We start from the raw sequence: 23,330 nt of genomic DNA, 5'->3' as shown, positions 1-23,330 counted from the left end.
TGCGGCACCCGTGCCTTATCCGGCCTACGGTTCTACAGAGACAATATTAAATCACACCCTGGCCCAGCATCGCGTCGGCAACCTTCACGAAGCCCGCGATATTGGCGCCACGTACGTAGTTGGTTTGTTTGCTTTCGGCGCCGTATTCAACGCAGGCATGGTGAATATCCAGCATGATGTGGTGCAGGCGCGCGTCCACTTTCTCCGCTTTCCAGCCCAGACGTGCGGCGTTTTGCGCCATTTCCAGACCGGAGGTCGCTACGCCACCGGCGTTGGCGGCTTTACCCGGCGCGAACAGAACGCCCGCTTCGAGGAACAGGTCGGTGGCTTCGATGGTGGTCGGCATGTTGGCCCCTTCGGCGACAGCTTTCACGCCGTTGGCGATCAGTACGCGCGCCGCGTCGACATCAAGTTCGTTCTGGGTGGCGCACGGCAGGGCGATATCGACCGGAACCGACCACGGCTGCTTGCCTTCGAGATAGGTCAGGCCAAACTCCCGGGCGTAATCCGCCACGCGACCGTCACGGCTGTCTTTGATCGCGCACAGACGCGCCAGTTTTTCTTTGGTAAATCCACTTTCGTCGACCACAGTGCCGCTGGAGTCGGAAGCGGTCACCACCCGGGCGCCAAATTCCATGGCTTTCTCAATGGCGAATTGTGCAACGTTACCGGAGCCAGAGACCGCCACGCGCATGCCTTCAAAGCTGAGGCCATGACGTTTAAGCATCGCTTCGGTGAAGTACACCAGGCCATAGCCGGTCGCTTCCGGGCGGATCAGGCTGCCGCCGAAAGAGAGACCTTTACCGGTAAAGACGCAGGCGCTGTTGTTGGACAGTTTTTTCATCATCCCGGCCATAAAGCCGACTTCACGACCACCCACGCCGATATCGCCCGCCGGAACGTCGGTATCGGGACCTAAATGGCGGAACAGCTCGGTCATCAGCGCCTGGCAGAAACGCATCACTTCACCTTCGCTTTTACCTTTCGGGTCGAAGTCACTCCCGCCTTTACCCCCGCCCATCGGCAGCGTGGTGAGGGCATTTTTAAAGGTCTGCTCGAAACCGAGGAATTTCAGGATCGACAGGTTTACGGAAGGGTGGAAACGCATACCGCCTTTGTATGGGCCAATGGCGGAGCTAAACTGCACGCGCCACGCACGGTTAACCTGCACCTGATTACGATCGTCGAGCCAGACTACGCGGAACTGGATCACGCGCTCCGGCTCAACCAGACGCTCCAGCAGCGACATCTGGCGATAACGTGGGTTTTGCTCAAGGAAGGGCCACAGCGTCGTCATCACTTCACGAACGGCTTGCGCGAACTCGGTTTGGTTTGGGTCGCGCTTTTGTACATGGTTAAGAAACGACTCCAGAGAACATGTCTGATCCATAGATATAAAAACCTCTTATGTATTGATATGGTTATATTTTTGATATTTGTGTTAAGTGTTTTGCAGTTTTTGACTATACCACCAGCAGCGTGACGGGATGCAAGAAAAAATTAACCCCGCTAAGTAAATTAATATCGCGGCGTGGGTCATAACCAAAAACGATGACGGGCGGGACTAAAGTTTCTGCCGATTTATACCGTTATACTGAGCATAACTGTCAGTCACAAAGGAAAGAATATGCGCCGTTTAATCATGGCAGGAGCGTTGGTACTGGTGTCCAGCGCGACGCTGGCAAATCAGCTTTATCGCCCGGATGTGCAGGTGAATGTGCCGCCGGAAGTGTTCAGTTCCAGCGGGCAGCGAGCGCAGCCTTGTAGTCAGTGCTGTATTTATCAGGATCAAAACTATTCCGAAGGGGCGGTGATCAAAGCGGATGGTGTGCTGCTTCAGTGCCAACGCGATGATAAAACGATCAGCACGAATCCGCTGGTCTGGCGGCGCGTAAAAGAATAAAGGCTTCTAACAGCGGGATATCGGCAGGCGCCAGCGGATAACGCCGCGCCTCTTCGGGTGAACACCAGACCATATTCTGGTGTTCATACGCATTCAGTTCTCCCTGAAAAGACGGTACATGCCAGGCATGTAAATGAATCAGCCGGCCCGAAACCTCACGTTGATGGCTGGCGATATAGCGCCCAACGACTGCGTCGATGCCTAATTCTTCACGCAGTTCACGCACCAGAGCCTGAGGCTGACTTTCGCCCGACTCAACTTTACCGCCAGCAAATTCCCACATGCCTGGCTGATCCGCCTCCGGCGAACGCTGAGCCAGTAAAATTTTGCCATCACGTTCAATGATAGCGGCGACCACGTCGAGGGTTTTCATCATATTCATCAAGATCTAACAGCAGAAAATGACATACTATATTTATCTTTGAGTTATCTAAAGTATTCAGGAGTCATCGTTGAACGATCCTCACTCGTGGGTAAGTCCGTTAACGCGTATTCCCTCCAGTTTGCAACCGCTCGTCGCGACGCAGAAAAAACATTATGGCGATGTGCTGCATCCCACGCGCTGGTGGGGGCGGATGCCGTTTCTGTTTTGGCTGGTGGCGCTGTTTGTCGGGTTTCTGGAGCGTAAAAAGGCGCGCTTAACGCCGGTGATGCGCGCATTGTTAATGACCCGCGTTTCTCAGGTATGTCATTGCGCCTTCTGTGTTGATGCCAACAGCTTACGGCTGGCGGAACGCTGTGGCGCGCTGGATAAAGTCTTGCAGGTTGCCAACTGGCAAGAATCAGCGCTGTTTAACGCAGAAGAGCGCATAGCGCTGGCCTATGCGGATGCGGTGACCGCCACGCCACCACAGGTAGACGATGCGCTGAAAACGCAAATGAAGCAGCATTTTACCGATGATGTCATTACTGAAATGACCGCGCTGATTGCGTTTCAAAATCTCTCGGCGCGTTTTAATGCCGCCCTCGATATTCCTGCGCAAGGATTGTGCGACAGTTTTAAAGGACGCCCGCATGCTTGACCGTCATCTTCATCCACGGTTAAAACCGCTGTTGCATCGCTGTGTGGGCATTATTGATAAACCTGCGATTACCCCGGATGGCCTGACGCTGGTTGGTTTTACTATTGGCGTGTTGGCCCTGCCATTTCTGGCGTTAGGCTGGTATCTGGCGGCGCTGGTGGTCATTGTGCTTAATCGCTTGTTTGACGGGCTGGACGGGGCGCTGGCGCGGCGCAGAGGGCTAACCGACGCGGGAGGATTTCTCGATATCTCACTCGATTTTCTGTTTTACGCCCTGGTACCGTTTGGTTTTATTCTTGCCGCACCTGCGCAGAATGCACTGGCTGGGGGCTGGCTGTTATTTGCGTTTATTGGCACTGGCAGCAGCTTCCTCGCCTTCGCGGCCCTGGCAGCGAAACACGATATTGATAACCCAGGCTACGCGCATAAATCGTTTTATTATCTGGGGGGGCTAACCGAAGGCACTGAGACTATTTTGCTGTTTGTTTTGGGCTGTTTGTTCCCGGAATCTTTTGCCGTGCTGGCGTGGGTCTTTGGCGCGCTGTGCTGGATGACGACGTTCACTCGGATCTGGAGCGGATATCTGACGCTGAAAGCGGTTCAGCGTCAGGCGTAACGTCTTGTGTTGCCGGATGCGCTTATCCGGCAAGGGTGACCATATTACTTGCTGCTGTCCGGACCCCGTTCACCGCTGGCGACCGGGTTTTTCGGATTGCTGCTCCACTCATACCAGCCACCGTCGTAAACAGAGACGTTTTTCCAGCCCATCGCGCGGGCATACATAAACGTTTCTGAAGCACGCCAGCCGGTGCCGCAGTAGAAAGAAACCTGCTGGTCTGGCGTGATATTCCACTGTTTCCACATGGCGGCGATATCATCCGCGCTGCGCATGGTGCCGTCCGGGTTATGAAAATCTTCCATATGCGTGGAATCACTCCCCGCGTGGCCCCAGCGTGCGCCTGCGATCTCACCTTTTGGCTTGATGTAGCTATAGCCGCTGGTGGTACCAATAAACTCAGGCCACGAGCGGATGCTGACCAGCGACGCATCCTGGCGATGCAGCAGGCCGCGAGCCTGTTCCGTATTCAGCATTAGTTGTGGTTGGGCAGGGATAGCAACGCCAAAATCAGGAGCCGCTTTCACCGTCGGCGGCGTTCCGCGTTCCACCGGTAAACCTGAATCTGACCAGGTTTGCCACCCGCCGTCGAGCAGACGCACATCTTTCACGCCTGCATACAACATGATTTGCGCCACGCGCGCGGCGGCATAGACATCACGACCGTATAAAATCACCGTGGTGTCGTGGCGAATACCATGTTTTGCCAGCATGGCTTTGAGTTGCGCGTCGGAAACTTTATTCCACAGTGGTTCGCTCTCGACTTCGTTGGTATCAATGTATCCTGCACCGGGAATATGACTGAGCAGATACAGCTTCGGCGCGCCCCAGGCGGCTTCAATCACTTTCCAGTCACCCGAAGGTTTGGCGGTCACTTCTTTTCCCTGCTGCAGGTCGTGCAGCCACTGCGGGTAAACCAGTTGTTCGAAGTGCGGCAGACGTTGCAGGCGGCCAGGATCCGCAAGGGCGTCGCTGAGGGTTGAAATATGGCTAAAACCGACTTTCTGCAGGCGGGATTTAACGGCCTGCATCTCGCTATCGCTACCATACAACGCCACCGGCGCATCGGTTTTTAGCTGATGCGCCTTCACCCAGGCATTGAGTTGTTCATCATTCATTTTGTCGAGCCAGGCGGCAGACAGATTCAGTGCGGAGGGTTCGTGTCCGGAAGGACCATTGAGCGATTGTGGCCAGCCGTTGTAAAAAGCGCTCTGACGGGTATCGATCGCCGCGCCTTGCTTTTGCTGTAACTGGTTGAGGGTGAGCGTCTGTGCTGTTTCAGCAGCCCAGGAAGAAGCGCAAGCGAGCCCTAAAGCCAGTGCCAGCGCGGTCATTTGAGAAACACGTTTCATCGAATAGCCCGACGTTGAAAAAAGAAGACGACATTCTGTGCCGCCGGTTAAGTAAAAACCTTGCGTTAACGCAGCATATCGCCACATTCACGCCCAGTTTTCCATCTGTAATACACGGCCTGCTGACGGGACATCCTGCGCGTCATGCGTAACCTGTACCACCGGAATATTCAGCTTGCGCACCTCGGTAAAGACCCACTGGCGAAAGGTATCGCGTAGCGACGCATCCAGTCTGCTAAAGGGTTCATCGAGCAGTAGCGCTTGAGGCTGAGCCAGCAGGGCGCGCAGCAGGGCGACACGCGATCGTTGGCCGCCGGAGAGCGAGGCCGGATCGCGATGATAAAATCCAGCCAGGTCCGCGCGCGTAAGGGCGTTTTCAACAGTATGGCGTCTGGCGGATCCTTGCAGGCTGGCGGGTAAGGCTAGCAGTAAATTCTGCCCAACGCTGAAATGGTCAAACAACAACGCATCCTGGAACAGAATGCCAATCTGGCGCTGCGCGGTGGGCAGCGTGTCTATACGTCGTTCGTTGAGCCACAGTTCGCCTGAAGCCTGAAACTGAGGAGACAATGCGCCGACCATCCACGAAAAAAGCGAAGACTTACCGCTACCGGAAGGTCCCATAATAGTGACAATGTCACTTTTGCTAACCTGGAAGTTCACATCTTTCAGTAGCGTTGTCGCGCCCCGGTACACTGAAAGGCTTTGAACGATGAGCATTAACGGAGTCCTTGTCGAAAGCGGCCAAGCCACGCGGCGAAAAGCGCCGCCAGTACGAAAACGAATAGCGGTAACAGAAGCTGCCATAGCGCCTGTGTCGCTAAAACAGCCGTGCTGCCGCCGCTGCTTAATGCCACCGCCTCGATGGTCAGGGTGGGATAGCGTCCGGCCCCTAACCATAGCGTTGGCATATATTGGGCAATACTGACCGAGAAGCCAACCGCGAAGGCGACCAGTGCCGGGCGTAACAGCAGCGGGCATTTTACCCGCCAAAATATGCGACCTCGTGTCCAGCCCAGCGTTTGTGCAATCAAAATCAATCGTGGGTCAATGCGTTGCCACGCCGGTTTGAGCACAAACAGCATCCACGGCATCACCCACAGCAGGTGGCCCCAGATGATGGTCGTCATCAGCCCATCTTGTCCGGTATATAACGCCAACAGATACTGTCCGGTGACCAGCGGCAGCGCGGGCAGGATAATGGGCAGCCAGACCCAACGGTGTCCGGTTTGCGGTCCCCATTCCAGCCACGCAAAGAGCATCAGTAACCCCAGCACGCTGGAGATGAGCCCCAGTTGCAGACTATTGCTGAGCGCCTCACTGTTGAGCGATGAAGAGTTGGCGGAAAGCGCCAGCACCAGGGTGCATACTACTCCGCTGATGGGCAAAAGTTGTACCAGCGGCTGTGCGATTGTTGTGGACGAAAAACGCAGGCGTATTCCGTTTACTGCCGGAATTGTGCGCTGCCAGCCACGCCAGAACAGATAGCCCACCAGCGCGAAGATTAATAGCAGCAACACCAGCAGCAGGCTGGCGAGTGCGCCTTTGGCCTGTTGTTCGGCATCGCCCTGGCTGAGCCATTGCCAGCTAAGCACAGCAAGCGTGGGCGGATTGCCGGGGCCAAGGACGATGGCCACATCCACAACGGAGAGTGACCAGGCCACGACGGCCAGCATGGCTTTGCCTAACGCAGGGGCGATGGAGGGCAGAACCAGCCAGTTCAGGCATTGCAAACGGCTGTAACCCAGCGAATCCAGGACGATAACCTGCTGTGAAAGTTGTTTTTCACTCAACAGGGCTGAGAGGATCCACAACAAAAAGGCGCTCTCTTTCACCGCCAGCGTGATGCCAAGCCCAACTCCATAGCGGTCCGGTTGCGCGTTGAGAAAGGGCAGCCACTGCCAAAGCATACCGCCTTCGGCAAAAATCAACAGCATGCTGGTCGCGAATGCGACGTGCGGGATCGCCAGCAGCAAGGGCAGGCGCGTGCACAATCGCGCCCAGCCAGCGCCAGGCCACAAAAAGAGGATCGCCAACAGCGTAATGGTCAGGGCACCCAGAGCCGCGAGGCTTACGGAAACCAGCGTTGCCAGCAACGCCTGCCAGAGTTGAGGATCGTCAAAGAGCGCCAGCCAGTGCGTGGTGCGAAGCGCTGGGGCTAGCAGAGAGAACGTTGCTGGCACCAGCGGCAGATAAACTGCCGTCATGATGCCCCACAGCAACAGAATTAATGCGTACCGTAGCGGCGTAGCCATTCTTGTTCCAGTGCATTTATCCAGGCAGCATGTGGTTCCGGCAGTACGGCAGGGAGTCCTTGCGGGGTGTACGCCAGCAGTGCGTTACGCTGTTCGTTGGGCAGTTTTTGCGGATCAAGTACCGAAGGGTCTCCCCAGATAGCAGGGTCAGCTTTACGCAACTGCGCTTCGGGAGAAAGCAGGAAGTTTGCCACGACTTTTGCTCCGGCGCTGGCGCGAGCATTCGCCGGAATAGTGACAAAATGCACGTTGCCGATCATGCCCTGTGAGAAACCAAAACTATAGCTGGTTTTAGGCAATTCGCCGCTGGCCATTTTTTGCTGCGCGTGGGCTGGGTTAAAGGTCAATGATAAGCGCAACGTACCGGTATTCAGCAACGCATCCATCCGCGCAGGCGTGGGAGGAAAATCTTTGCCTTCACGCCATAGTGAAGGGTGTAGAGCGTCAAGATAATGCCATAACGGAGCGGTAACGTTGGCGAATGTGGCGGAATCGGGCGCAACTTTCAATGCTTGCGGTTCCGTGGTGAGCATAATCAATAACTGCTCGAGAAAAGCCGTGCCGGTAAAGTCTGGCGGGCGCGGGTAGGTAACTGTGCCAGGGTGTGCCTGCGCAAATTCAAGCAACGCATGCGGGGATTGCGGCGGCTGGGCGGTGAGATCGCGCCGGGCAATGAAGGTTAGCTGTGCGCCGCCCCATGGCGATTCTGCCCCTTCCGTGGGGATGGCAAAGTCTTCACTGACCGGTTTCCGGGTATCAACATAGCGCCAGTTAGGTAACGCCTGCGCCCACTGGGTTTGCAGCAGACCCGCTTCTTTTAATGTGCGGAAGTTTTCACCGTTTACCCACAATAAGTCGACAGATCCGCCGGTTGTTCGCCCGGACGCCGCCTCGGTCTGGATGCGTTTAACGGCGTCGGCGGCATCCGCCAGCCGCACAATTTTCAGGTTAATGGCATAGTGCGTTTTCATCTCACCGCTAACCCAGTCGAGATACTGGTTAATGGCGTTATCGCCACTCCAGGCATTGAACCATACCGTCTGACCGCGGGCGTCATTTTTGATTTGCTGCCAGCTGGCGTCCTGGGAAAAAGCCGCCAGCGGGCAGAGCAGCAAACTCAGGCACAATAAGCAGTAACGCATAATATCTCCATTGCTAAAAATGGCGTATGTCTCAGGTTTTCTTCCGTTGACGCTCAAGGTAAAGGCTTCTTGCTCCTGAAATCACCACGCTCAGGGCAAACAGGATGAACAGGCCGGTAACAAACCAAAATGTACCGCCGGTTAACAGGCTACCGGCCCACGAATAGACAATCGTGGCGGGTAACTGACCGAAGCCGGTGGCGAGGAGAAAGTGGCGAAAACGAATCGAGGTCAGGCCCGCGGCATAGCTTACCGGGTCGAAGGGCACAAAAGGTAACAGGCGACAGATGAGAATAGTGTGCTTGCCATAACGTTCGAAAAAAGCGTCCATGTTGTTCAGCACCGTTTTCCCGGTCAGCTTTTCCACCGCACTGCGACCCAAAACGCGGGCAATAAAAAAACACAGCGCTGCGCCGACCATCGCGCTGCTCCAGGACAGTACACCGCCCCAAAACGCGCCAAACAGCGAGGCATTGGCAAACGTAATCACAAAGGCGGGAAGCGGCGCGACGATGGCCTGTAAGATCATCAGGAAGAACGATACAACCGCAGCCTGGGTCCCATACGAACGAATGAAGTTCTCGAGCGCGTGTTGATCCAGCGTAGTAAACGCCGCCAGGCTGCCCCGGAGAAAATCACTGACGCCAGGTATCCACGCCCATGCCATCAGCGCGAGCAGCAGCACAACTATCAATCCTGCCCGGTAATAGTGGGTTAATCGCGCTTTGTTCAGCTTTGTCATTTACCTGCACACTCGTGGCTGGACGACGGATCGATATGTTTATATCTGGCCCAGGCTTTTGCCGCCTGAATAAGAATGAATAACGCCAGGCCCGCAACGCTGAGTTTGCCGATAAATGCCAGAGTCATGCCTTCGCTGGCCAGTTCGTGCGACATCAGCGTATAGATAAAGATGCCGGGCAAGATGGTTACCGCAGATATCACCGTAAATGACCAGAACGGAATCGCCGTCAGTCCATAGGCGTAATTTTGAATATTATAGGGGAACAATGGTACGAGTCGGGTCAGGATCAGAAAGTCCAATCCGCTATGGGCAATGCCTTTCTCGATTGCCTGAAAAGTCGCCGTGTGCCCAACGTATTTCAGCAGTAGTTCCCGACCAAGCCAGCGAGCCAGCAAAAACGACAGCGCCGAGGCGACGGTTGCCGCCACTAACGAGACAAGCGTCCCTGCCACAGGGCCAAACAGCACACCGCCGACGATCACCAGAATACTGCCGGGGATCAGACACAGCGCAGCGATGATAAACAGCAAGATGTAAAGCGTATAGCCGAACATACCGCTTTGGCGGATGACGTTTTGTAAATGATGGAAATTGGTTATCAGGTCGGTCAGGCCGAAATAATGGAAAACTCCCGCCAGAACGCAGAACAGGACTGTGACAATCAGCAGTCGATATTCTGCGTTATGCGAACTTCTTTTTCATGGGGGTTCTCCTGTAAAACCGAGTGTAATGCAGCGTTTTCGTCAGCGAAAAGTGCGCGCGAAGATATAATAAATTCCCGGACACAACAATGTATTACCGTCGATTTATTGATTTTACACAGAATAAACAGACTCTCCAGGCGAGGCCCGGAGAGTGACAAATCGCAGGAGGTCAGACGCGGAATTTAGCCCATACCGGCGCATGATCGGACGGTTTTTCCATGCTGCGGATCTCATAGTCGATGCCGGTTTCTTCGCAGCGCTCCGCCAGTGGGTTGCTCGCTAACAGCAGATCGATACGCAGGCCACGGTTATCATCAAAGCCTTTGGAGCGGTAATCAAACCACGAGAACTGGTCATTTTTTTCAGGATAAGCATGACGATAGGTGTCCACCAGGCCCCAGCCCAGCAGGCGCTCCATCCACTCGCGCTCTTCCGGCAGGAAGGAACATTTACCGGTACGCAGCCAGCGTTTACGGTTTTCTTCGCCAATGCCGATATCGAGATCGGTTGGGCTGATGTTCATATCGCCCATGATCAAGACCGGATTGTCGCGTTTCAGTTCAGTCTCCAGATAGTTTTGTAGATTCTGGTAAAACGCGGCCTTGGCCGGAAATTTGGTTTCGTGGTCACGGCTTTCGCCCTGCGGGAAATAGCCGTTGATCACGGTAATGCTGCCCAGTGGGGATGGGATTTCCGCCATGATGATACGACGCTGCGCTTCTTCGCCATCGTCCGGGAAGCCACGACGCACTGCGATTGGCGTTTCTTTCGTTAGCAGCGCCACGCCGTAATGACCTTTCTGACCATGGTAAAAGACGTTGTAACCCAGCTTTGCTACCTCTTCGAGAGGGAACATGTCGTCGTGGACTTTTGTCTCCTGTAAGCCAATCACATCCGGTTGGTGTTTTTCGACAATGGCTGCCAGTTGATGAGGACGGGCACGCAGGCCGTTGATATTAAAAGAGACAAATTTCATAGTCGCTGCCGTTTTGCAAGATGAATAGTGCAAGGATGGTAGCAGAATTTCCGCTGGCTGACTGCTTCTTGTCACCTGATTCCAACAATGATTGCCAATGGTGTTAACGATGGAGCAAAAACTGCACCGTTTTGGCGCGAAGCGCGTCAGAACAGAGCAATAATTTCCGATAAATTTCGTATACGATCACAATTCCAGAATTATATTTGGCAACTGAATAAAACTGCGGTTTTTCCTCTATTTAGTCGCCTGGTGCGCAAACATATTCACTTTATATGCACATTAAGTGAATATCGCCACGTTGTAACCTGTTGATATTCCGTCACCGACCTTTGTTTATGCACTTTTTTTGCTGGCTGGCACGAACCCTGCAATCTACATTTACACCGCAAATACTATATTTATTAACATATAAATAACCTTTTATTTACCGTTGAGGTCGCTATGTCTCTGTCAATTACGCGTGAAAATTTTGATGAATGGATGATGCCCGTATATGCCCCGGCTCCTTTTATTCCGGTGCGTGGTGAAGGTTCACGTCTGTGGGATCAGCAGGGTAAAGAGTATATCGATTTCGCGGGAGGCATTGCGGTTAACGCGCTGGGGCACGCCCATCCGGCATTGCGCGAGGCATTAAACGACCAGGCGAGCAAATTCTGGCACACGGGAAATGGCTACACCAACGAGCCGGTGCTGCGTCTGGCGAAAAAGCTGATTGATGCCACCTTCGCCGAGCGTGTTTTCTTCTGTAACTCCGGCGCGGAGGCTAACGAAGCGGCATTAAAGCTGGCGCGTAAATATGCTCACGATCGTTTTGGCAGCCAGAAGAGCGGCATCGTGGCGTTTAAAAATGCTTTCCATGGCCGCACGCTGTTCACCGTCAGCGCCGGAGGGCAGCCCGCTTATTCACAAGATTTCGCGCCGCTGCCGCCGGATATCCGCCATGCCGTCTATAACGATCTCGACTCCGCCCGCCAACTGATTGATGACACCACCTGTGCGGTCATCGTTGAACCGGTGCAGGGGGAAGGCGGCGTCGTACCAGCAACAAATGACTTCTTACAGGGGCTGCGTGAATTATGCGATCGCCACAATGCGCTGCTGATTTTTGACGAAGTCCAGACCGGTGTGGGTCGTACCGGCGAACTGTATGCCTATATGCACTATGGCGTTACGCCAGACCTGCTGACGACAGCCAAAGCGTTGGGCGGCGGTTTCCCCATCGGCGCGTTATTGGCGACAGCAGACTGTGCCAGCGTGATGACGGTTGGTACGCACGGTACAACATACGGCGGAAACCCGCTGGCCACGGCGGTGGCGGGCAAACTGCTGGAGATTGTTAACACCCCGGATATGCTCAACGGTGTTAAGCAGCGTCACGACTGGTTTGTGGAGCGTATTAACGCTATTAACGAACGTTTTGGACTGTTTAGTGAAATTCGTGGGCTCGGCCTGCTGATCGGCTGCGTACTGAACGCGGAATTTGCCGGGAAAGCGAAACTCATCTCGCAAGAGGCGGCCAATGCCGGAGTGATGGTGCTGATCGCTGGCGCTAACGTGGTGCGCTTTGCGCCAGCGTTAAACGTCAGCGAAGAAGAGGTTGCTAGCGGACTGGATCGCTTTGCGCTGGCCTGCGAACGCATTAAAGCAGGAGGTTCATCATGATGGTGATTCGTCCTATTGAACGTGCTGATATCACCGCGCTGATGCAACTGGCCGGTAAGACCGGCGGTGGGTTGACTTCGCTACCGGCCAATGAAGCCACGCTGATGGCGCGTATCGAACGCTCGCTACAAACCTGGCGCGGTGAGTTGCCGAAAAGTGAGCAAGGCTATGTTTTTGTACTTGAAGACAGCGCCAGCGGAACCGTGGCAGGGATTTGCGCCATCGAGGTGGCGGTAGGGCTTAACGATCCCTGGTACAACTATCGGGTTGGCACGCTGGTGCACGCCTCGAAAGAGCTGAACGTATATAACGCGCTGCCGACGCTGTTTCTGAGTAACGATCACACGGGCAGCAGCGAGCTTTGCTCTCTGTTTCTCGATCCCGACTGGCGTAAAGAGGGCAACGGCTATTTGTTGTCTAAATCGCGCTTTATGTTTATGGCGGCATTTCGTGACCGGTTTAATGAAAAGGTCGTGGCCGAGATGCGCGGTGTAATCGATGAGCACGGTTACTCTCCCTTCTGGGAAAGCCTCGGCAAACGCTTTTTCTCCATGGAATTCAGCCGTGCGGATTTTCTCTGCGGCACCGGACAAAAAGCCTTTATTGCTGAACTGATGCCCAAGCATCCTATTTATACCCATTTCCTGTCTGAGGAAGCGCAAAGCGTAATTGGTCAGGTACATCCGCAAACCGCTCCGGCGCGGGCGGTGCTGGAGAAAGAAGGATTTCGCTACCGTAACTATGTCGACATTTTCGATGGCGGGCCGACGCTGGAATGCGATATCGACCGCGTTCGCGCTATCCGTAAAAGCAGGCTGGTGGAAGTGGCGGAAGGCCAGCCAGCGATCGGCGATTACCCGGCCTGTCTGGTCGCTAATGAAAACTATCAAAACTTCCGCGTCATGTTGGTTCGCGCTGACCCGGATACCCAACGTCTGGTACTGACGGCGGCGCAACTGGACGCCCTGAAATGCCACGCGGGCGACCATGTACGTTTTGTGCGTCTTTGTGCAGAGGAGAAAACAGCATGACATTATGGATAAACGGCGACTGGGTGACGGGGCTTGGCGAGCGTCGGGTGAAAACGAATCCGGTAAGCGGTGATGTGCTGTGGCAAGGTAATGATGCCGACGCGACTCAGGTGATGCAGGCTTGCCGTGCTGCGCGCACCGCCTTTGCCGGTTGGGCTAAACACCCCTTTAGCGCGCGTCAGGCTATTGTCGAAAAATTTGCTTCATTGCTGGAAAGCAATAAAGCCGAGCTAACCCAGATTATCGCCCGGGAAACCGGCAAGCCGCGCTGGGAAGCCGCCACTGAACTGACGGCGATGATCAATAAAATTGCTATTTCCGTGAAAGCTTACCATGCCCGTACCGGGGAGCAGCACAGTGAACTACCGGATGGCGCGGCGACGTTGCGCCATCGGCCGCACGGCGTGCTGGCGGTATTTGGCCCGTATAACTTCCCTGGCCATTTGCCCAATGGCCATATTGTTCCGGCTCTGCTGGCGGGCAACACGTTGATTTTCAAGCCCAGCGAGCTGACGCCGTGGACCGGTGAAGCCGTGACAAAGCTGTGGGAACAGGCGGGATTGCCGCCGGGCGTGCTGAATCTGGTGCAGGGCGGACGCGAAACGGGGCAGGCGCTGAGCGCGTTGGATGATCTGGATGGTCTGCTGTTTACCGGCAGTGCCAATACCGGTTATCAGCTGCATCGACAGTTATCCGGCCAGCCGGAAAAAATCCTTGCGCTGGAGATGGGCGGCAACAACCCGCTGATCATTGAGAACCCGGAAGATATTGATGCGGCAGTACATCTGACCATTCAATCCGCATTTGTTACCGCCGGGCAGCGTTGTACCTGCGCCCGTCGCCTGTTGATTAAAAACGGCGCGCAGGGAGACGCGTTCCTCGCGCGTCTGGTGGAAGTCAGCCAACGACTAATGCCAGCTCACTGGGATGCGGAACCGCAGCCGTTTTTAGGCGGGCTGATTTCTGAACAGGCCGCACAGCACGTTTGTGATGCCTGGCAACGTCTTGCGTCGTTGGGGGGGCGCACGCTGCTGGCGCCACGCATGGTGAAAGCCGGAACGTCGCTGCTGACCCCCGGTATTATTGAACTGACCGACGTGGCAAACGTACCCGATGAAGAGGTTTTTGGTCCTCTGCTCGGCGTCTGGCGCTATGACAGCTTTGATGACGCGATTCGTATGGCGAACAACACCCGCTTTGGGTTGTCATGCGGGCTGGTTTCACCCGATCGCAGCCAGTTTGATCAGCTCCTGCTGGAGGCGCGGGCCGGGATTGTTAACTGGAATAAACCGTTAACCGGCGCGGCAAGCACCGCACCGTTTGGTGGTGTGGGCGCGTCCGGTAACCATCGCGCCAGCGCGTGGTATGCCGCAGATTATTGCGCCTGGCCGATGGCGAGCCTGGAATCTCCGGCCTTAACCCTGCCGTCGGCGCTCAGCCCCGGTCTGGATTTCTCTTGCGGGGATAAACGATGAAAGCGCGTGAGGTCAATTTCGATGGTCTGGTGGGACTCACCCACCACTATGCGGGACTGTCATTTGGTAATGAGGCTTCGACCAGCCACCGTTTTCAGGTGTCGAACCCTCGTCTGGCGGCAAAGCAGGGTTTGTTAAAAATGAAAGCGCTGGCGGATGCGGGATTCCCTCAGGCGGTGATCCCGCCTCATGAACGTCCCTATCTCCCGGCGCTGCGTCAGTTGGGCTTTTGCGGCAGTGATGAGCAGATTCTGGACAAGGTGGCGCGTCAGGCGCCGCACTGGCTCTCCAGCGCCAGCTCCGCATCTCCTATGTGGGTGGCGAATGCGGCAACGGTCTGTCCTTCGGCAGATTCACTGGACGGGAAAGTGCATTTAACGGTGGCGAATCTGAATAATAAGTTCCACCGTTCGCTGGAAGCGCCGACGACCGAAGCGCTGTTACGCTCGATTTTTCGTGATGAAAATACCTTTGCGATTCATGGCGCATTGCCTCAGGTTGCGTTGTTCGGTGATGAAGGGGCGGCAAACCATAACCGCCTTGGTGGGGATTATGGCGATCCCGGCTTACAACTGTTTATTTACGGTCGTGAAGAGGGGAATGCGTCACAGCCGAGGCGCTATCCGGCGAGACAATCTCGTGAAGCCAGCGAGGCCGTAGCCCGGCTGAATCAGGTCAATCCACATCAGCTTGTTTTTGCTCAGCAAAACCCGGACGTTATCGATCTTGGCGTGTTTCATAACGATGTGATTGCGGTGTCGAATCGTCAGGTGCTGTTTTGTCATCAGCAGGCGTTTGTCAGACAGCAAACGTTGTTAGAGCAACTACGCCGCCAGGTGGACGGTTTTACCGCGCTGGAAGTCCCGGCCGCGGAGGTGTCGGTGCAGGATGCGGTAACGACCTATCTGTTTAACAGCCAATTACTGAGTCGTGACGACGGTTCGATGATGCTGGTTTTACCGCAGGAATGTCGGGAGCATGCTGGCGTGTGGCGATATCTGAGCCGCTTGCTTGCAGATGACAATCCGATCGATGACCTGCGGGTCTTTGATTTGCGCGAAAGCATGTCCAACGGCGGCGGCCCGGCCTGTTTACGCCTGCGAGTGGTGCTTACCCCACAGGAGCTGCAGGCCGTGAATCCGGCGGTTATCATGAACGACACGCTGTTCAATACGCTGAATAACTGGGTTGACCGCTACTATCGCGATCGCCTTGTCGCAACGGACCTCGCGGATCCGCAGTTGTTGCGCGAAGGGCGTGAAGCGTTGGATACGCTGACGCAATTGCTCAATCTCGGCTCTGTTTATCCCTTCCAGCAGGAGAGAACGAGCCATGGATAATTTTCTGGCCCTGACGCTTGCAGGTAGCGCACCTGAGAAAACGCAGGGCACAATTCACGGTTTTGTCTGGCAATGGCTTGGTCACGGGGTACTGGAACTGACACCAACTGCGCCGGTTGAACAGTCGCTGGTGCTTTCTGCGGGAATTCATGGCAATGAAACCGCGCCGGTAGAAATACTTGATTCATTGCTGACCAGGCTGTTTAACGGTGAGCTGGCGCTAACATGGCGGCTGCTGGTCATTCTCGGTAACCCGCAGGCGCTGGCCGCGGGAAAACGTTATTGTCATAGCGATCTGAACCGGATGTTTGGTGGCCGGTGGCAGAGTTTTGCCGAGAGTGAAGAAACGCACAGAGCCCATGAGCTTGAACTGTGTCTGGCAGATTTTTACTCGCGCGCGAAAGAGCCTGTGCGCTGGCATCTGGATCTTCACACCGCCATTCGCGGCTCACAGCATTTGCGCTTTGGCGTGTTGCCACAACGCAATGTTGCCTGGGACGAAAATTTTCTGGGTTGGCTGGGGGATGCGGGGCTGGAGGCATTGGTTTTCCATCAGACCCCAGGCGGTACGTTCACCCATTTTAGCGCTGAACATTTTGGCACGCTGGCCTGTACGCTGGAACTGGGTAAAGCGCTGCCGTTCGGGCAAAACGATCTGACCCAGTTTGCACACACAGCAGATGCGATGGCGCAGCTGCTGCGGGGCGAGCGAGTGCCTACGGTAGAAACATCTCCGTTGCGCTACCGTGTGGTCTCGCAGATTACGCGGCGTAGCGACGATTTTATTCTCCACATGGATAACCAGACGCTCAATTTTACCCCCTTTACCGAGGGCACTTTGCTGGCGCAGGATGGAAATGAACGTTTTATCGTCACCCATGACGTTGAATACGTTCTTTTTCCGAACCCAAATGTGGCCTGTGGTTTACGTGCCGGATTGATGCTCGAAAGATTTTGATAAATATAATCGCCCTCAGATTTATTTCTGAGGGCTTATTTTTACGTGCGCTTTAGATTTATTACAGATTATTCCTGGTAAGTTGCTTTCTTAATAATCACAGTTCAGGTATAGTTCTTCATAATCCTTTCAAAATCATCTTGTTGTAATTTTTCATTTCAACTCTGCGCAATTTATTCTTTTTTTCTCCATAATTGATGAATGTTTGTTTTTTACACTTTCATTGTTTTACCGTTGCTCTGATTAATTGACGCTTAAGCCGGTAAAGTTAATCTCGTCAACACGACATCACATTGCATAAGAATCGCATGAATGTCGTAAAAATAACTGAAAGAAAGGATAGAAATTATGCGTAAACTGACTGCTCTGTTTGTTGCCTCTACCCTGGCGCTGGGCGCTGCAAACCTGGCCCATGCTGCTGACACCACAACAACTGCGCCAGCGGATGCCAAACCAATGATGCATCACAACGGGAAGTTCGCCCCGCATCACGACATGATGTTCAAAGACCTGAACCTGACCGACGCGCAGAAACAGCAGATTCGCGAAATTATGAAAGGCCAGCGCGATCAGATGAAACGTCCGCCGCTGGAAGAACGCCGCGCCATGCACGATATCATTGCCAGCGATAGCTTCGATAAAGCGAAAGCCGAAGCGCAAATTGCGAAGATGGAAGAACAGCGTAAAGCCAACATGCTGGCGCACATGGAAACGCAGAACAAGATTTACAACATTCTGACGCCGGAACAGAAAAAGCAGTTTAATGCCAATTTTGAGAAGCGTCTGACAGAACGTCCGGCGCAGAAAGGTAAAATGCCAGAAGCTGCCGAGTAATCGCCAGTCGTCTACACTAAATCAGTCATGCTGTGTCGGCGTTCAGCGCCGCACAGTGTGCAACAAACTCAAGACCGCCGCTCTTGTCCACAACACGTTTAACGATGTGGGCAGGATCGGCGGTTTTTTCTTTCCCGCCAGGAGAAGCGTTAATTTTTTTGCAAAATACCCTATTCAGCACTAAGGCAAATCAACCCTGTTGCCGATAACGATACTCTGCAGGGTAAATATCACAATGATGATTTATGGCTGGCTGTTCACGGCAGGTTGACGTGCTACGCCTTTCTGGAGGGGTGATGGAATATTTCGATATCCGCAAAATGCCGGTCAGTCTGTGGCGCAATGGGGCGGGAGAAACGCGAGAGATTTGCTGTTTTCCGCCAGCAACACGCGATTTTCACTGGCGGGCGAGTATCGCCTCTCTTGCAGCAAACGGAGAGTTTTCTCTTTTCCCGGGCGTAGAACGCGTGATTACCTTGCTGGAAGGAGGTGAAGTGACCCTGGAAGAGGCGAACATCTTCACTCACACCCTGAAGCAGCATCAACCTTTTACTTTTGCTGGTGACAAGGTAGTAAAAGCAAAGCTGACGGAAGGACGGATGTCGATGGATTTTAATATCATGACCCGACGAGATGTTTGCCAGGCGAAAGTCAGAGTTGCCGATCGCACTTTTACGACCTTTGGTTCTCGTGGCGGCGTCGTGTTTGTTATCAGTGGCGCCTGGCAATTGGGTGAGAAGCTGCTGACGGCCGATCAGGGCGCGAGCTGGCACGACGGTAAACACACCCTGCGCCTGTTGGAGCGCGAGGGGAAACTGCTGTTCAGCGAGATTAACTGGATGCCGGGATACTCTCCGGATTCAGTTCAATAATGTCATATTTGCCAGACAAAACAGGCCGGCAGAGAATTTTGTAACCATCATGGTCAAAGCCAGCCGGCATTCTCGCCAGGGTTGTCGCCTCATCCAGCGTTGCAACGGCGCCCAGCCAAAACCAGTTATTGATGATATGGTACTGAGTCATTTCAGCGCGGGTTTCTTGCAGCGCAATGGCATTGTTCCATGGCCAGCAGATGACGCGCACTCTTTCCAGCGCCTCAAGCAGGCGCGAATGATGCGCCTGCGGGCTCTCTTTCCCACAGCACGCTCCGGCGCAGCGCTTTAGCGCTGAGCGAAAGCAGGCGCGCCCGCGACTCAGGGGTTCCAACCCCAACAGGCCGTAGCACAGTTGCTGTTCATCGGCGATGCTTTGCAATGTTTGTAGCGCGGCACGGCGATTGGCAAACAAACCAAACAGATTGGGGGCATGGGAGAAATCAATATCTCGTGCGTAAACAACCTGAACAGTCTGGTCGGTAAGCTGCAGGGCGCAAAGCTGACGATTGCGTCGCAACCGTTTATTAAACAGAGGCTGCTGCTCTTTGATAAGCCGCGCTTCTAACAGTAGGGCGCCAATTTCTCCAGCCGTACAAATCCAGCTAATGCGTTTGGACTGGCGCAGCATTGCCGCTTCGTCCGTGGTACGCAGGTGTGACAACACGCGGCTGCGAATATTGACGCTTTTGCCTATATAAAGCGGCAGGGTGTCGCTTTCGCTATGAAACAGATAGACGCCGGGCACCGCGGGAAGCGCACTCAAAAATGGGCGCAGATGCTCGGGGTATTCATAAATTGCTGCTGCCTCTAATGTCAGGCGAGGGGCTGATTGACGCCGTACCACTTTTCACTCCGATGCTGGTTATCCATCCAGTATAACAGCTGAGGGGCGATTAAAAAAGCGGCATGATCAGGCTGCTAAGGCCGGAGAGCAGCAATAGGGGCGCTACCCGGCCTTAGGCAGAAAAAATTATGCTTTTTTCCAGAAATCATCAAACACGGTGATGGGTGGGCGACGTTTGTGCTCAGTCTTCAGATACCAACCTTCGATTTTTTTAGCTATTTCAGCATCCAGCGTTTTTCCTTCCAGATAATCGTCGATGTTGTCATAGCTCACGCCCAATGCGGCTTCATCCGGCAGAGAAGGGCGATCGTCTTCAAGGTCGGCGGTGGGAGCTTTCTTATATAAATGCTCCGGGCAACCCAGCGCAGCAAGCAGCTGTTTACCCTGGCGCTTGTTCAGACGGAATATTGGGTTGATGTCAGTACCGCCATCGCCATATTTAGTGAAGAAACCGGTGATCGCTTCTGCTGCATGATCGGTACCCACGACAACGCCGCTGGTCATGCCCGCGATACTGTATTGCGCCTTCATACGTTCACGGGCTTTTTCATTGCCACGCACAAAATCACTCAGCTCAATACCCGCCTCGCGCAGCGCCTGCTCGCTGGCCAGCACTGCACCTTTAATATTGACGGTAAGTACGCGGTCCGGTTGTATAAAAGCAATGGCGTCCTGGCAATCCTGTTCATCAGCCTGAACGCCATACGGTAAACGCACCGCAATAAATTGTAGCGCGTCATTCCCCGTTTCCTGGCGGAGCTCGGAAACGGCCATTTGGCAGAGTTTTCCGGCGAGGGTGGAGTCTTGTCCGCCGCTAATGCCCAACACCAGTGATTTCAGAAAGGGGTAGGTTTGCAGGTATGATTTCAGGAAATCTACGCTGCGACGAATTTCCTCTTCTGCATTAATGTGCGGTTTTGCGCCAAGCGCTTTGATTATCTCTTGCTGCAGAGTCATGCAACCCCCTGTGAAAAATAAAATGATATGTTAAAGCTAACGCGTTGAGGCCCAAACGACAAGGGATGCAGGCCTGATATAACATCATTTTGTTTTAATAGAATTTTCCGAAACGGCCTAAGTATCATCTGATTGCTTGAAAAATGCGTTGTTGTGCTCCAGGCTTACATAACACGCTGAAAAACAAGAGGACGAAAAAATGAACAAGAATCTAGCAGGAATTCTGGGTGCAGCGGCTGTTTTGACTATGCTGGCGGGGTGTACGGCCTATGATCGTACCAAAGACCAATTTGTTCAGCCCGTAGTGAAAGATGTGAAGAAAGGGATGAGCAGGGCGCAGGTCGCGCAGATTGCCGGTAAGCCTTCTTCAGAAGTGAGCATGATCCATGCGCGCGGGACCTGTCAGACCTACATCCTGGGTCAACGAGATGGTAAAGCTGAAACCTATTTCGTTGCTTTAGACGATACTGGTCATGTGATTAACTCTGGCTACCAGACCTGCGCAGAATACGACACCGACCCGCAGGCAGCGAAGTAGTAACAACTGTTTATTGCCTGAGCACTCTGAACAACCGGCCATCGCGCCGGTTTTTTTGTGCCGCACGATCTTATTTATTGCCGCGAATTATTTGCATAAAATGTGAGGGGGGTCATAACGACAGGTCAAGGAGAGACAATTTAGTTGGTCAAGGAAATACCATCCATCGGTACAATCCCGTATACTCGTTTCAGCCACCTAAAAAAGTAATTTAGCTGACGCAGGTTACCCAGAGCATGGATGCAGGTTATGGCTTGCGGAGTGTCTGGTTGACAGATAATCGCACATGAGGATCGTTTTAATGGAAAAGAAACACATTTATCTGTTTTGTTCTGCGGGCATGTCGACTTCATTGTTGGTATCGAAGATGCGTGCTCAGGCCGAAAAATACGAAGTGCCGGTTATTATTGAAGCGTTTCCTGAAACGCTGGCCGGAGAAAAAGGTCCAGCGGCCGATGTTGTGTTATTAGGTCCGCAAATTGCTTATATGTTGCCCGAAATTCAGCGTTTGTTACCCAACAAGCCTGTGGAAGTGATTGACTCGCTGCTGTATGGCAAAGTCGATGGTTTAGGCGTGCTTAAGGCTGCTGTTGCAGCAATTAAAAAAGCCGCAGCAAATTAATTATTTTATTTTAATTTTTCCCGTCAAAGAGTTATTTCATTAACATTCACCGCAATTATTAATTGCGGTATTTAAGGGTATTTTTCTATGAGTAACGCTATTGCTTCACTTGAAAAGGTACTCCTTCCTTTTGCTGTAAAAATTGGAAAGCAGCCGCACGTTAATGCAATCAAAAACGGTTTTATTCGTTTAATGCCGTTAACCCTCGCAGGGGCAATGTTTGTATTAATTAATAACGTTTTCCTGAGCTTTGGGGAGGGGTCGTTTTTTTATTCGATGGGCATTCGACTTGATGCTTCAACTATTGAAACGCTGAATAGCTTGAAAGGCATTGGTGGAAACGTCTATAACGGTACGCTGGGTATCATGTCATTGATGGCGCCGTTTTTTATCGGCATGGCGCTGGCAGAAGAACGCAAGGTCGACTCACTGGCTGCCGGGTTGTTATCTGTCGCCGCATTTATGACCGTCACGCCATACAGCGTGGGTGAAGCTTATGCGGTTGGCGCTAACTGGCTGGGCGGCGCGAATATTATTTCCGGTATTATTATCGGCCTGGTGGTCGCGGAAATGTTCACTTTTGTGGTCCATCGTAATTGGGTGATCAAATTACCTGATAGCGTACCGACATCCGTATCGCGTTCCTTCTCTGCGCTGATTCCTGGCTTTCTTATTCTCTCCATTATGGGGATCATCGCCTGGGCGCTGAACACCTGGGGTACCAACTTCCATCAGATCATTATGGATTCCATTTCAACGCCGCTGGCATCGCTGGGTAGCGTAGTGGGTTGGGCCTATGTGATTTTTGTTCCGCTGCTGTGGTTCTTTGGTATTCACGGTTCTTTGGCGCTGACCGCGCTGGACAGCGGAATCATGACGCCATGGGCGCTGGAAAACATCTCTATCTACCAACAGTTTGGTTCCGTAGACGCTGCGCTGGAAGCCGGTAAGACGTTCCACGTCTGGGCGAAACCGATGCTCGACTCCTATATTTTCCTTGGGGGTAGCGGGGCAACGCTGGGTCTGATTATCGCTATCTTCCTGGCATCGCGTCGTCCTGACTATCGTCAGGTTGCTAAGCTGGCACTGCCGTCAGGTCTCTTCCAGATTAACGAACCTATCCTGTTCGGTCTGCCGATCATCATGAACCCGGTTATGTTTATTCCGTTCATTCTGGTTCAGCCGATTCTGGCGGCGATTACGCTGGCAGCTTACTACTCAGGCATTATTCCACCGATTACCAACATCGCGCCGTGGACTATGCCAACCGGTTTGGGCGCGTTCTTTAACACCAACGGTAGCGTCGCCGCTCTGCTGGTCGCGCTGTTCAACCTCGGTATTGCAACGCTGGTTTACCTGCCGTTCGTGGTAGTAGCCAACAAAGCTCAGAACGTTATTGATCAAGAAGAAAGCGAAGAAGATATCGCTAACGCATTGAAATTCTAAATTTAATCCGGCGTGGCTTCGCGGTCATGC

General features: G+C 53.6%; 24 protein-coding genes. 13 read left to right on the top strand and 11 right to left on the bottom strand.

Features of this window, described 5'->3' with window-relative positions; translation table 11 throughout:
- Positions 1–46 precede the first annotated feature (46 nt).
- Positions 47–1,390: an NADP-specific glutamate dehydrogenase gene (gene gdhA, locus OOJ59_RS17035; RefSeq protein ID WP_160956201.1), complete on the bottom strand. Its 1,344-nt coding sequence runs from the start codon at positions 1,388–1,390 to the stop codon at positions 47–49.
- A gap of 252 nt (positions 1,391–1,642) precedes the next feature.
- Between gdhA and OOJ59_RS17030 the strand changes: the two genes are divergently transcribed.
- The gene (locus tag OOJ59_RS17030; protein WP_170973239.1) at positions 1,643–1,903 is read left to right on the top strand and encodes a YnjH family protein; all 261 of its coding nucleotides are present in this window, start codon (positions 1,643–1,645) and stop codon (positions 1,901–1,903) included.
- Here OOJ59_RS17030 and OOJ59_RS17025 read toward each other — a convergent pair.
- Positions 1,863–2,276: a pyrimidine (deoxy)nucleoside triphosphate diphosphatase gene (locus tag OOJ59_RS17025; protein WP_193157165.1), complete on the bottom strand. Its 414-nt coding sequence runs from the start codon at positions 2,274–2,276 to the stop codon at positions 1,863–1,865. The two genes, OOJ59_RS17030 and OOJ59_RS17025, sit on opposite strands and share 41 nt — an antisense overlap.
- A gap of 79 nt (positions 2,277–2,355) precedes the next feature.
- Here OOJ59_RS17025 and OOJ59_RS17020 point away from each other — a divergent pair, with 79 nt between their 5' ends.
- A complete protein-coding gene (locus OOJ59_RS17020; RefSeq protein WP_069324284.1) occupies positions 2,356–2,925 on the top strand; it encodes a carboxymuconolactone decarboxylase family protein in 570 nt (189 codons plus the stop codon).
- Positions 2,918–3,541 carry a CDP-alcohol phosphatidyltransferase family protein gene (locus tag OOJ59_RS17015; protein ID WP_160956203.1) on the top strand — a complete coding sequence of 208 codons (624 nt, stop codon included), beginning with the start codon at positions 2,918–2,920 and terminating at the stop codon, positions 3,539–3,541. The genes OOJ59_RS17020 and OOJ59_RS17015 overlap by 8 nt, the downstream gene beginning before the upstream one ends.
- 44 nt (positions 3,542–3,585) lie before the next feature.
- Here OOJ59_RS17015 and OOJ59_RS17010 read toward each other — a convergent pair whose 3' ends face one another.
- From OOJ59_RS17010 to xthA, 7 genes are all read right to left on the bottom strand, one after another.
- The gene (locus OOJ59_RS17010) at positions 3,586–4,893 is read right to left on the bottom strand and encodes a sulfurtransferase (RefSeq protein WP_110498830.1); all 1,308 of its coding nucleotides are present in this window, start codon (positions 4,891–4,893) and stop codon (positions 3,586–3,588) included.
- Positions 4,894–4,980: 87 nt separating this feature from the next.
- Positions 4,981–5,613 carry an ATP-binding cassette domain-containing protein gene (locus OOJ59_RS17005; RefSeq protein WP_085049508.1) on the bottom strand — a complete coding sequence of 211 codons (633 nt, stop codon included), beginning with the start codon at positions 5,611–5,613 and terminating at the stop codon, positions 4,981–4,983.
- Positions 5,613–7,148, bottom strand: a complete 1,536-nt coding sequence (locus OOJ59_RS17000; protein WP_160956204.1) for a thiamine ABC transporter permease — start codon at positions 7,146–7,148, stop codon at positions 5,613–5,615. Before OOJ59_RS17000 ends, OOJ59_RS17005 begins: the two co-directional genes overlap by 1 nt.
- The gene (locus OOJ59_RS16995; protein WP_160956205.1) at positions 7,121–8,290 is read right to left on the bottom strand and encodes an ABC transporter substrate-binding protein; all 1,170 of its coding nucleotides are present in this window, start codon (positions 8,288–8,290) and stop codon (positions 7,121–7,123) included. The genes OOJ59_RS17000 and OOJ59_RS16995 overlap by 28 nt, the downstream gene beginning before the upstream one ends.
- Before the next feature lie 31 nt (positions 8,291–8,321).
- Complete coding sequence (locus OOJ59_RS16990) at positions 8,322–9,032, bottom strand: TVP38/TMEM64 family protein (protein ID WP_137347190.1); 711 nt, start codon at positions 9,030–9,032, stop codon at positions 8,322–8,324.
- A complete protein-coding gene (locus OOJ59_RS16985) occupies positions 9,029–9,685 on the bottom strand; it encodes a TVP38/TMEM64 family protein (RefSeq protein WP_193157166.1) in 657 nt (218 codons plus the stop codon). The genes OOJ59_RS16990 and OOJ59_RS16985 overlap by 4 nt, the downstream gene beginning before the upstream one ends.
- A 223-nt stretch (positions 9,686–9,908) precedes the next feature.
- Positions 9,909–10,715, bottom strand: a complete 807-nt coding sequence (gene xthA / locus OOJ59_RS16980; RefSeq protein WP_038640136.1) for an exodeoxyribonuclease III — start codon at positions 10,713–10,715, stop codon at positions 9,909–9,911.
- 444 nt (positions 10,716–11,159) lie between these two features.
- On the opposite strand from xthA, the gene astC reads away from it, so the two are divergent.
- From astC to ves, 7 genes are all read left to right on the top strand, one after another.
- Positions 11,160–12,380 (top strand): succinylornithine/acetylornithine transaminase, encoded by a 1,221-nt coding sequence (astC, locus tag OOJ59_RS16975; protein ID WP_085049504.1) that lies wholly within the window; start codon positions 11,160–11,162, stop codon positions 12,378–12,380.
- The gene (gene astA, locus OOJ59_RS16970) at positions 12,377–13,411 is read left to right on the top strand and encodes an arginine N-succinyltransferase (protein ID WP_038640139.1); all 1,035 of its coding nucleotides are present in this window, start codon (positions 12,377–12,379) and stop codon (positions 13,409–13,411) included. The genes astC and astA overlap by 4 nt, the downstream gene beginning before the upstream one ends.
- Complete coding sequence (astD, locus tag OOJ59_RS16965; RefSeq protein WP_160956207.1) at positions 13,408–14,886, top strand: succinylglutamate-semialdehyde dehydrogenase; 1,479 nt, start codon at positions 13,408–13,410, stop codon at positions 14,884–14,886. Before astA ends, astD begins: the two co-directional genes overlap by 4 nt.
- On the top strand, positions 14,883–16,226 hold the full coding sequence (astB, locus tag OOJ59_RS16960; protein WP_160956208.1) for an N-succinylarginine dihydrolase: 1,344 nt from the start codon (positions 14,883–14,885) through the stop codon (positions 16,224–16,226). The genes astD and astB overlap by 4 nt, the downstream gene beginning before the upstream one ends.
- Positions 16,219–17,184 carry a succinylglutamate desuccinylase gene (astE, locus tag OOJ59_RS16955; RefSeq protein WP_160956209.1) on the top strand — a complete coding sequence of 322 codons (966 nt, stop codon included), beginning with the start codon at positions 16,219–16,221 and terminating at the stop codon, positions 17,182–17,184. The genes astB and astE overlap by 8 nt, the downstream gene beginning before the upstream one ends.
- Positions 17,185–17,532: 348 nt before the next feature.
- Entirely contained in the window at positions 17,533–18,018 is a 486-nt protein-coding gene (gene spy / locus OOJ59_RS16950) for an ATP-independent periplasmic protein-refolding chaperone Spy (RefSeq protein WP_085049500.1), read from the top strand.
- Between the two features lie 296 nt (positions 18,019–18,314).
- Positions 18,315–18,890 carry an environmental stress-induced protein Ves gene (gene ves / locus OOJ59_RS16945; protein ID WP_069324272.1) on the top strand — a complete coding sequence of 192 codons (576 nt, stop codon included), beginning with the start codon at positions 18,315–18,317 and terminating at the stop codon, positions 18,888–18,890.
- On the opposite strand, the gene cho is transcribed toward ves, so the two are convergent.
- A complete protein-coding gene (cho, locus tag OOJ59_RS16940; RefSeq protein ID WP_069324271.1) occupies positions 18,850–19,737 on the bottom strand; it encodes an excinuclease Cho in 888 nt (295 codons plus the stop codon). The genes ves and cho overlap by 41 nt on opposite strands.
- Before the next feature lie 126 nt (positions 19,738–19,863).
- Positions 19,864–20,694, bottom strand: coding sequence for an ammonia-dependent NAD(+) synthetase (gene nadE, locus OOJ59_RS16935; protein ID WP_038640152.1), 831 nt, complete (start codon positions 20,692–20,694; stop codon positions 19,864–19,866).
- A gap of 199 nt (positions 20,695–20,893) precedes the next feature.
- Between nadE and osmE the strand changes: the two genes are divergently transcribed.
- The 3 genes from osmE (at position 20,894) to chbC (ending at position 23,300) form a co-directional block, all read left to right on the top strand.
- A complete protein-coding gene (osmE, locus tag OOJ59_RS16930) occupies positions 20,894–21,232 on the top strand; it encodes an osmotically-inducible lipoprotein OsmE (protein ID WP_087856706.1) in 339 nt (112 codons plus the stop codon).
- Between the two features lie 301 nt (positions 21,233–21,533).
- Positions 21,534–21,854 carry a PTS N,N'-diacetylchitobiose transporter subunit IIB gene (gene chbB / locus OOJ59_RS16925; protein ID WP_003030620.1) on the top strand — a complete coding sequence of 107 codons (321 nt, stop codon included), beginning with the start codon at positions 21,534–21,536 and terminating at the stop codon, positions 21,852–21,854.
- Between the two features lie 87 nt (positions 21,855–21,941).
- The gene (gene chbC / locus OOJ59_RS16920; protein ID WP_006684840.1) at positions 21,942–23,300 is read left to right on the top strand and encodes a PTS N,N'-diacetylchitobiose transporter subunit IIC; all 1,359 of its coding nucleotides are present in this window, start codon (positions 21,942–21,944) and stop codon (positions 23,298–23,300) included.
- The last annotated feature ends 30 nt before the right edge of the window (positions 23,301–23,330 follow it).

Origin of the sequence: Citrobacter sp. W9 (genome assembly GCF_026719375.1) — a bacterium.
GTDB classification, from domain to species: Bacteria; Pseudomonadota; Gammaproteobacteria; order Enterobacterales; family Enterobacteriaceae; genus Citrobacter; species Citrobacter werkmanii.
Note: the sequence above shows the minus strand (reverse complement) of the source record. Positions and strands in the feature narration are given on the sequence as shown.